The organism is Streptomyces sp. NPDC044063 (genome assembly GCF_056434285.1).
On sequence record NZ_JBWKFM010000035.1, the window covers coordinates 61814 to 71958 of the forward strand.

Consider the following 10145-nt stretch of genomic DNA (forward strand, 5'->3'; position numbering starts at 1 on the left):
CAAGTATCTTCACTTGCCCCGCTTCTGTTTCACTTCGATCTATGAAATATTACTGCCCGACTCCCTAGGGTTGGAGATTGATCTCACAGATGGTGTTGTTGCAGCTCGAGAAGCCCGGTGCCTCAACCCAGTATGCGTCGTCATTGAGCAGCCTGAACTTCGTAGTGAGGCGTCCCAGATCGCCGCCTGCTCCAGTATTCTGGCCAGACGGGATGTTGCCGCGACCGCATACCTCGTTCCAGGTCGGAGGGCTATAACGGTCATCATCGGAAAGATGCCAGGACCCACTTGCATCTTTACTCGCGAACATCTGAACGCATTCTTTACCCGAAGTTATGTTGAGCTGTCCGCCACTCTCCTTGGATTTAGCGAACGGGTATTCATCGCAACTTGTATCAGGAGTGTCTGGGTGTTTGGTGAAGCTGGAGTCGCAGACCTTTTCCCGGTTCTTTTTTGCCATGCTTTCGTCGGCAAGACGATGAAGCGGCTTTCCGTGTTTCTGGCTCCCAGGGTGGCTGGGTAGCTTCTCCTGAAGGATCCAGTAGAGTGCGGCTGCAGTCGGGTGCTTCGCAGTGTTAAGCGTAAACGTGGGCGTATGGTCGGGGAATACGCAGCCAGGTGATGCACCTACGAGGTTGTCGCAGCGGATCTTAAAGTCTGGCGCGTCCCAGGACGCCGTCGTGGTCTGCCCTCGTGTGGTCATCCCTACGGTTTGCCAAGAGAGGGTCATTTCGTCAGATTTAGTGCCAGTCCATTGGTGGCTTCGCCAAACCTCTGCAGAATGCAAATCCGTAGACGATGTCCAGGTTGGAGATCCGACCCACTGAGACTTTGTATTAGTGCATGCACCCTTGCAAATCCCTTCCCAGTCGAGAGTGAAGGGGCCGAGCTGGTCGTCGATCTTTATTGGGACGAAGAACATGGATTCATTGAATCCAGATGAATTTGGTTGCAGTTTGATGTCTTGCTTGATAGCAAAGGTTGCACTGCCTAGAGGCATGCCATCCTGCGTAACCAGGGCAATTACAGCTTGGCTCTCTTGGATGCACCCTTCATATCGAGTGAAATGTCTCCCATGGTAGGTGCGACACCAAGCGACAAAGCCGTCGCCAGGCACCGCTGCCATGGACTTCTTCGGGCTTGCTGGACTTGCCGTGCGGCTGGTTTTGCGGAACTCAATGCAAAGAGAGGTCTTGGCTTTTCCGTCGACCGGCGAGCAATTCCTCTTGGGGTTGGCAAAGCTCTTTGCCCCCTTCTTTGAAGGAGTTGACGCCGGCTCATCCGGAAAATCGATGTCCGGCGCGTTTGGGTTGTCGGCAGGAAGCTTGATATCAACCGTATTGACTACGTAGTCACCAGGCGCTACTGCAACGGCGTCGAAGGCAACATCAAGATCCCCCGTGCCGTCTTCTGCTATGGTGCTGAGCTCAACCTTGGGGGCTCCGTCGAACTTGAAAGCTCCCAGAGGGATCCAGCTTCCATTGCCCGCCTGCTTGATAGTGCGGTAGCGCTTGCCGCGAGCGGTGTCGATTACATAGGTGACTTGCCGGGCGTTAGCACCATGGTCAGGTATGTGCACGAAGACCTTGGCGGCGCTAGTGATCTTTTCGGAGAATTCCCAGGTGCCGGTAACCTTCAGCCGTCGGCCTTCAGGGTCATCCTTGCGAGTATGTGCGAACCAGAAGTGCCCTCCGTAGCCGGCACCTAGTTGGTGCAGGTCTACTTGCGCAGACTCGGAGCCAAAGTCCAAGGAGAACTTGCCGCTCGATTTCTTCGCCGGGGTGCATCCTGGACGATGAGTGGGGGTCTCGTCTGCTACATCATCAACAATAAATGCGTTGCTGGGGAGGCCCTCTGTACTACAGGTTGGCGGATAGGCATCGCCCCAGGGCTCCTCAACATAAGTGTCGTTGAAGCGAAGAATCTCCTGCCCGCACTCTCCCTTGCTACAGTTTTTCCAAGTGGCTGGCTGATTCCACCAGCACTTGAGATCCTCGCGTGTGCAGGCACCCAGACCAGGTTCGTTCTTGTCGTTTGGACCGATTTTTGACGGATCACATTGGTTGGCCGATGTGCAGAAGGTACCTTCAGGTGCCTTCATACCCGTACGGTACTGAGGTGAGTTCCACCAGGCCTGACGGAAGCCGGAGACCATCTTGCCTGGCGCTTCGAGAGCCTCGAGCGGCCTGGCCGCCCAACCCATCACCTTCTCCTGGTAGGGCCAGTCCTGAGGGTGTGCCGCCTGCCTGTAGTCGTCTTTCCCTTCCGGAGATTCGAGGAACGGCGTACGATTCGCCTTCCACAGAGGGTTCGCAGGGTTGTTGGTGAAGCCAACTCCCCACATCCCTCCGTTCTTATCCGCCTCATTCTTCGGGTAATAGCCAGCATTATAAGCCCAAAGCGCGAAGTACCAGTTCTCGATGTACTCAGGCTTACCATTATTGGCGATCAGCCCGTCCTTGCGCGTCTGGTTCCACTTGTCCGCAAGAATGCGGATGCCAGCTGCGATATTGGCGGAGTAGTCAAGCGCGACTGCCTGCTGCTGCAGCGTCGACATGGCTGACTCGCCATCCTTCTCCTTGCCGTGCATGCGCATGCCGTCGGTAACCTGGGTGACGCCATAGCCGCAGTCAGCCTTGTCCCAGTTGATTCCCCACGGATCGCTCTGCTGGCCATTGGCTGCATACTTGATGCCGTAGTAGTTGCCGATCAGGGGGTTGCCCGATACTCCGGGGACAACAACACGGGACGCTTGCCACATGTTGGATTCCTGCGCCGTGACACCGAGCATCACCTGAGCAGGAATCCGACCTCCGCCCTCCAGAGGGACGGGTGGGAAGAGGCTTTGCGGCTGGTAGGCCGCCATCCCCTGGTTCCGCCAATTTTCTGGTCTTGCAGCGAGCTTGTTGAGATTCCCGGTGATGGCCTGGTCGACGGCCCATTCCACTTGCCTGGGCTTAGGCTGAAGTGCCTGCTTGGCGGGATCGTTGCGAGGAACCGAGCAGTACCTCTGGTCTTCATCTGACACCGCTGACCGAGTGACACCCTGCTTCTTGGATGCAGGAGCCATCTTCAGGGCCGGCGACGGTGCTGCCCCTTGCCCCGGATTCCCAAGAGGGACTTCGCCGGGAGTGACCCTGAAGCGAGGTTCCTCACGGGTCCCGAGAACCTTGAGGCCGATCTCTACCGGACGAGCGGCAGAAGGACTGCCCGAAGTGCGTACGCGGGAGTCCTCCCTGTCAGCCCACGCCGTTCTTGAGACAAGCGCCTCACCACGTGTGGTGACAACAGACTCCTTTGGAGCATCCGCCCGCCGCTGAACGGCTTTGGGCATCTTTGCTGCAGGCTTAGTTTCGCCCGTGATGAACACATGCCCATCAGCGCTGCTGGAAAGATCCATCCGCGACAGGGCACCCTTCGCGAGCACTGTCGGCTTGGCTTTCCTCATGTCTTGCCTCGCGAGGTCAGCTGAGCCGAGCCGCTTGACCTCACCCCGTGCAGTGGATGCCCGGTCCATGTAGACGACCCCGCCCTCCGCATCAGGCTTGAGGAGGAAAGGCATATGGTTGGTTCGGGCGATCGGCGTCTGGCGACCAGACTTGTCGATCTTCACCACACTCGCAGATGTGGCCGCGACGATGCTGTCCCCTACTGGAACTGCCGAGGCGACCTGTCCTTTCACCTCAATCGGCTGCTCCATCCGGTGAGCTGCTGCATCGACTTTGATCAGCCGAGTGGCGTTCTTATCTTCACCTCCTGCCTGGGTGAACACGGCACTCTCGCCAGTACCACAGCCAGGACTGAAGTATGCCAGCGACGCCTGACGATCAAGCTTGGTGACTTCACCGGAGGAGAGGTCAACGATGGCGGTGAAGGCGCCGCGAGCCATCAGCTCAGGGTTGTTGGTGAACGCCCGTGGGGCGTAAGCAACCATGGCCCGTTCACCAGAGCCAGTCACACAGGCGTTGCCGACCCACATATCAGCATCAAACCCGGGCTCCTTAAGTGACGCTGCGGTGCGCCATGCGTAGCCGGCCTTTTTGTCTGCGACAAGGATGTGGAAACCGTCGGCGTCGGCGGACGTGGTCCACGCTTTGTCCTTAGATTTGTCCCACCCCTTGCCGAGAACGTTTCTGCGCTGCGCTCCCGAGATCGTGTCCTGCAGGTATTTATTCGTGGAATTCGTTGGCGTTGCTTGATCAGCAACGGCGATCGGTTGCACAAGTGTTGAAAACGCCGCAATCACCACCGCGGTGGCTAATGACGCCCGAGTTCTTCGGAATTTCACTACTTCCCCCTTCTTCCCTAACGCTGCCGCACATCTTGCGACATCCGACCCGCAACAATTGAAACGGTGCTCGGGCCGTCTCGTTACGAGCCAGTAAACTCGTGGATAAAGCTGCAGTGGCATAGGCCGCAAGGTCGGCCGTGCCGGCTCGTATGTTCATCTGCGAAGGGCTTCCGCTGGAGGGACGCGTGAAGCCCGCCAAGCCGGATACAAGCCAGCGAGCAGACCAGTCCCAAGCCCTAGAACAGGTGCTGCAGCAATCGCCCAGGAATTGATTACTGGTGTCCACTCCCGGATAGCTGAAACGACGACCACTGTAACGGTCCCCAAAGACGTACCGACGAGGCCACCCAAGAGCCCGAGCGCAGCTGACTCTGCAAGAAACTGGGCAGTAATGTGGATCCCGCGGGCCCCTAGGGCTCGACGGAGACCGATCTCTCCTGTACGTTCCATAACAGCCACAAGGGTCGTATTAGCAATACCAACAGTGCCTATTACTAGACACACTCCGGCGAGCAACAGGAAGAGCTGTGCCAGGTCGTTACCTACCCCAGACCTCAGAGCTTTAGGGGTGGGTGGCGGGATAGCTCTGAAATATTCGGGATGATCTGGACGCAGAGCTGCAGAAGATTCTTCAGCGATCTGAGATGCGGCCCCCAATTGCGTGGAGATGATCATCTTAGCTCGCTGGCCGTTAGGTGGACCCCATACATGCTCTGCCGTAGTCCTGGGAACTAGAACCGAGAGCAGAAAATCAGGTTTGCGGTTTACGTCTTCCAGGATTCCGATCACCGAGAAGGCCGTATTTCCAATGAAGACAGCAGGGTGAGTCCGCAGGGTTGTAATCCCGAGCCTGGCAGCTGTGGCTGCCCCTATGACAGCCACACGCTCACGATTGGCGCTGTGGAATGCGTTGAAGCCGCGGCCCTGCGAGAACTGTGGTTTCACGGCCGTGAGGACACCTGGTGAAGCTGCCACAACCTGAGTCTGAGCATCCGCAGCGTTGGCCGAGCCTATAGGTGCTGAACGAACAGTCTGCTGGGCTGACAACCGAACCGTCCAGTAGACGCCGGCACCGGTGACGCCATTCAGCTTAGAAATGCGACTATCGGCGTCTTCCGGAAAAGCGAGGGCGACATTTCCAGTGTCGCTGCCGCCCGAGTCTTCGACTGTGACCTCGGTGGCTGTCAGCTCGTTAAACCTGCCATCAATTTGTGATGCTGCAGTTCCAGTAATTCCCAATACGGCTATGAAGGAACCGACGCCTAGAACAGTGCCCAAGGCAGTCAAAGCAGAACGCGCAGGGCGTTGTAGAACCCCTGCCAAGGATTCCGATACGAGGTCAGGTATCGAAAGAGACGATCTCTTTATTCCGCGCAGGTGTGTCCTGCGTCGTCGAAGAATAACTGGAGATCTCATGATGTCTTCCTCATGACCGGCGCTTCGGTCAGAACCCCATCACGAATAGATACAGTCCGCTGCCCCCGTGCAGCAACTTGTGCATCGTGGGTGATTACTACCGTCGTCATACCATCTTGATGCAAGGTATCTAATAGGTCGAGAACAGCTGCGGCTGTCGCTGAATCGAGGTTCCCCGTGGGCTCGTCGCACAGGAGTAGAGACGGCTCCGCAACAAGTGCCCGAGCTATTGCTACGCGCTGTCGCTCACCACCAGAAAGACGCGTTGGCAGCGCGTCTGCTCGGTGAGAAAGACCAACTCTACTCAGGACACGCTCCGCGCGCCGCTTCCTTTTCCTCCTGGGAACCTTCTGATACAGCATTCCCAGTTCAACGTTCTCGCGAGCGCTTCGATGCGGCAATAGATGAAACGTCTGGAAGATAAAGCCGATGCGAGTGCCTCGGAGGCTGGTGCGCTGTGCATCGCAGGCGGCACTTGTATCGATCCCATCGAGGAAATACTTGCCGTCGGTCGGTATGTCCAGCAGACCAGCGATATTCAGGAATGTGGACTTTCCTGAGCCGGAAGGCCCTACAACTGTCACATATTCGCCCCTGCTGATGATGAGATCGCAAGGCCTCAGAGCTTTAACGGGAGGAGGGCCAGGGTATGTTAGTCCTACTCCGCGAAATTCGATGACAGGGCGCCCCAGTTCATGCATTACCGTTCGCCTTGATGGTCCTGGGAGTTGTTACCAACGATCACTCTGTCGCCGGGTTTGAGGTTTGCGCCTTCGAGCGGATGGACTTCGATGAATCCGTCACCAGACATGCCTGTCTTTACGGAGATGCGTCGCTCTTCCTTGCCTTTTTGTACGGTAATAGTGGTTTGCCCATCGGCACCTGCAGAGATAGCAGAGGAGGGAACGGCTAGCACCTCACCTTTCGATGAGGTCGCTGCGATGGTGAGCCGGACTTCCTGACCAGATAGGCTGGTCGGCAGTTCCTTGTCAGGAGTAATTTGTATGGCGTATCCCTCGCTTGCTTGCTGCTGATCTCCCTTTTGGGGCTTGGCAGGAGCGTCAGCAATTGCTACAACTGTCCCGGTTGCTTGCTGACCTGTGCTCTCGGACACTATTTGGACGGTCTGATTCGCGCGCACTCGAGATTTCTCGTATGGTGCAACTGTTCCCTCAACGACCAGCTTGCCTGAAGAGAGCGAAAGTAGTTTTTCTCCGGCGCTGGCCCCTACCTTGGCGGACACTGTATCTACTCGAGCGGGAAAAGAACGCACGTAAATAATCTCAGACAGTGGAACAACGGGTCCCGTCTTTGCTCTGGACGAATGTTTTTCCCCTGGCGCGGCAGGTTCTTTACCTGAAGGCTTTACGGGAACTTCACCATCGTAAGAAACAGGCTTATATCCCAGTGATCTATAGAAGGCAGTCACAGCATTGGTCGTCCCAGACCCAAACGTACCAAAAGAGTCTGTGCCGCAGGAATAGCCGGCAGATGCGAGCGCCCGCTGAAGCTGAGCCACATCTTCGCCTTGACTACCCGGTTTGAGATCTCGATAGGCTGGCAAGGGCCCTTGAAGCACGATAATGGGACGTCCCGACACTTCAAGAAGAACTTGACTGTAAGAAATGCGGTCTCCCGCGTTCACCTTTACTTTGGTGACGACCGCCCGCCCGGCATCCTTACCCGCCGGCCCACCAGAACTGACATCAACAGACTGGCCAGACACAACTTTGCCTCGCGTGATAATGCTGTCAGAAAGGGCTTTCCTCTCAATAGGGGCTGTGAGTACATCTGGAGGAGGAGCTGACGTCTCAGCCGCGACTTGGGCAGGAGATTTGATAAATGCAGCCACTCCTGCTCCGGCCCCAGCAAGAATGACTGAACCGATGCCAACGGTGAGCAACACTCGGCGTCGCCTGGCCAGATGAGACCGTTTATGAGACGGCCCCTTTTTCATCACAGAGGGAATGCGTATTGTCTGATTCATGCCAGCTCTGCTCTACCGGCTTTTCGTCAGGACACGGGCAGCCTTTTTGATGCTGGCATCGAGATCCTTGCGAGCCTTACTCAACTCTTCAGCATGCTTCTCGATATCAGCGTTCTGCAGTTTCACTTCAGCTTCAAACCAAACCTTCGCTACATTGAAGCGCTTGCGGCAGGTTATATCAGTCGTAGCGGTTTCAATCTCGAGCTGAGATACATCTTTGGAAGAAAAGCGACGATCGTCACTCGCATCCAAGGGCTCTTTGTATGAGTAGCCATTCTTCTTCATACATGCAGACCACTGCTCGAAGGTCTTGACAACTTCAGGCGATTGCTTTGACCTTGTGAATGATTCACGACTGATTTTTTGTGCAGCCTCCGAAAACTCGGATTCCTTGCCAGTCACGTTTCGCTTAGCTTGGCCGGCGCACCCGCCTTCTGGAACTTTCTTTCCTCCTGCTACGTCGGTCCGGCCCAGTAGAATCTGAGAGTCAGTTCCTTGACTGGTCGTACCGTCGACAGCGCCCTCGTCCACGGCTTTGTCGTATGCTTCCTGTTCCGCTGCGTCAGGCTTGTAGCCGCGCTTCTTTGAAAGCTCTATATCGTGGACCCCGTAGCGCCAGTCGGTGAGGGACTTGGGCCCAAGCTTCGGAAGTTCTGGAGCCGCGTGCCACGTGAAGCCAAACGACTTCATGCAGTCGGCAGTAAGCGCAGTTTTAGCGCGAAGAATCTGCTTTGCTTCATCATCCGTGGGAAGATACGCCTCGATGGGCAAAGTCCAGGTGGCTGGGTTGGAAGCATTGAATTTCTTTGCAGGCAACGGAGGACGGTCGGATTCTGACGCTTCCTCGGATGAACAGGCAGCGACTGCTGTTACGAGCAGAGAAGCTGCGGCAATCGCCCTTATCGCTGGAATGAGCTGTGTCTGGCGCAAGGTAAGTAGTACCGATCTCTCAACTAAGGCAAAGTCCGTATTTCGTTTACAGCTTGCGGCTTTGGGCCTTAGTTTTTTGCTGCCGAGTCTTGGAACGTAGCTAATCTATTGCGTCTTGAACCAGCGCAGTAGTTAGCGGTACATGGTGATGACGAAGCGACATCTAGACCGCTTCGTCATCACCATGCTGGCTATTAGCTCATCCACTGAAAGGATGCGTTGTTGTTGAACGTGTAGTGTAGCCGCGATACGTACGAGATTGCGCCAAGGCGGTCTACGTCGCCCTTGTATCCTTGGTTCACATAGATAAGTGCGTTGTAGCTCGCGTGGTCATTGCCTGCAGATGCCGCTGCATTCTTTACATCGTGACCCGAACCAGGGCTCCCGTGCGCGCCAGTGAGGCAGAATTTGTAAGAGTAGTGATCTGGGCTGCCTCCAGGAGCGACGTCGCCAAAATTCCAGACGCTATACCCGAAGTTTCGATAGGCCCCGTCTCGCCAAGAGTTGTAATACAGGTGGAGCTTGAACTGTGAATCGCTGGGCCAAGTACAAGCCTCCTCACTCCAATAGTTCCGCGAATCAGGAACATCGGCGTGAGCAGCAGGAGTGGACAGTGCGCTGACAGTAAGTATTGCCATTGCGCTCACTAAAGCAGCACGAATTCGAGATTTTTCCATTGAGTATCCCCCCAAAAAAACTGGTCAGTAATCACTTTGTGAATCGTTCCCGCCTGCTTTATCGAACCCCATCGCCGAGTTTTTCGGAACTTAGAGGGCGGACGGGCGCCCATAAGTGACCGTTCGTGTGAAGTGCATCCAGCAGGGTCTGCTAGCTTCAGGAAGAGGGTCTGAGTCCATTGCGTGATCATCGCGCGACTCGGAGTGAACTTTACTCACTCCTGTGCGGGTCTGACGGATGTACGGACAGGTCATATCGCTAAAATCCGACGTAGTGGCACTTTTGGGGATGTAATCAAGATCACGGTTGCGTGACGTGTGGTTACAGAATGGTGACGATGGATCAGGCTGCCGCTTGCTCTTCGGGGGATGCGAGCGCACCACCCTTAGGTAGTTGCGTGGTTATGCGGTGCGGCGCAGGGTCTGTGATGGCCCAGCAGATAGCAGAGGACCTTTTTTGGCCCGCGCTCGGCGCAGCGCCCGGGCTGCGCCGAGCGGCCACGGCGGCGAGCGGTCGTGCGATGGCCTGTTGAACGTTGTTTGCCGTCCTCGCGCTGTCCCCGCAGCACGCGCCGCTGACCGGCGGGTTCGCCACCCACTCATCTGTGTGTCATCAAGCGTTCCAGGTTGCCGTCGAGTTGATCGCCAGCACCCTCGCCCGAAGGAGTCTCTCGCCTCGGCCAAGCGCTTAGACCGTGTCCTACATGGCTGTTGTCCGTTGGTGTGGGCATGGGGAGCGGGCGGTGGGACTGGATTGTTCCTGGCGGTTTGTGGCCGTTGGTGAAGCCGTTGCTGCCTGCGGCGCGGGTCCGTCCGCAGGGCGGCGGGGTGGCGAACATCGATG

5 protein-coding genes are annotated in these 10145 nt (G+C 56.5%); all 5 read right to left on the reverse strand.

All coding sequences use genetic code 11. The features are described 5' to 3' along the window. Positions 1 to 64: 64 nt before the first annotated feature. Positions 65 to 4288, reverse strand: a complete 4224-nt coding sequence (locus AC07BS_RS30620; RefSeq protein WP_478935126.1) for a NucA/NucB deoxyribonuclease domain-containing protein — start codon at positions 4286 to 4288, stop codon at positions 65 to 67. A gap of 156 nt (positions 4289 to 4444) precedes the next feature. Further along, positions 4445 to 5707, reverse strand: coding sequence for an ABC transporter permease (locus AC07BS_RS30625; protein ID WP_478935127.1), 1263 nt, complete (start codon positions 5705 to 5707; stop codon positions 4445 to 4447). Further along, positions 5704 to 6408, reverse strand: coding sequence for an ABC transporter ATP-binding protein (locus AC07BS_RS30630; RefSeq protein WP_478935128.1), 705 nt, complete (start codon positions 6406 to 6408; stop codon positions 5704 to 5706). The genes AC07BS_RS30625 and AC07BS_RS30630 overlap by 4 nt, the downstream gene beginning before the upstream one ends. Further along, complete coding sequence (locus AC07BS_RS30635; RefSeq protein WP_478935129.1) at positions 6408 to 7694, reverse strand: peptidoglycan-binding protein; 1287 nt, start codon at positions 7692 to 7694, stop codon at positions 6408 to 6410. The genes AC07BS_RS30630 and AC07BS_RS30635 overlap by 1 nt, the downstream gene beginning before the upstream one ends. A gap of 12 nt (positions 7695 to 7706) precedes the next feature. Next, on the reverse strand, positions 7707 to 8624 hold the full coding sequence (locus tag AC07BS_RS30640; protein ID WP_478935130.1) for a hypothetical protein: 918 nt from the start codon (positions 8622 to 8624) through the stop codon (positions 7707 to 7709). Positions 8625 to 10145: the final 1521 nt, after the last annotated feature.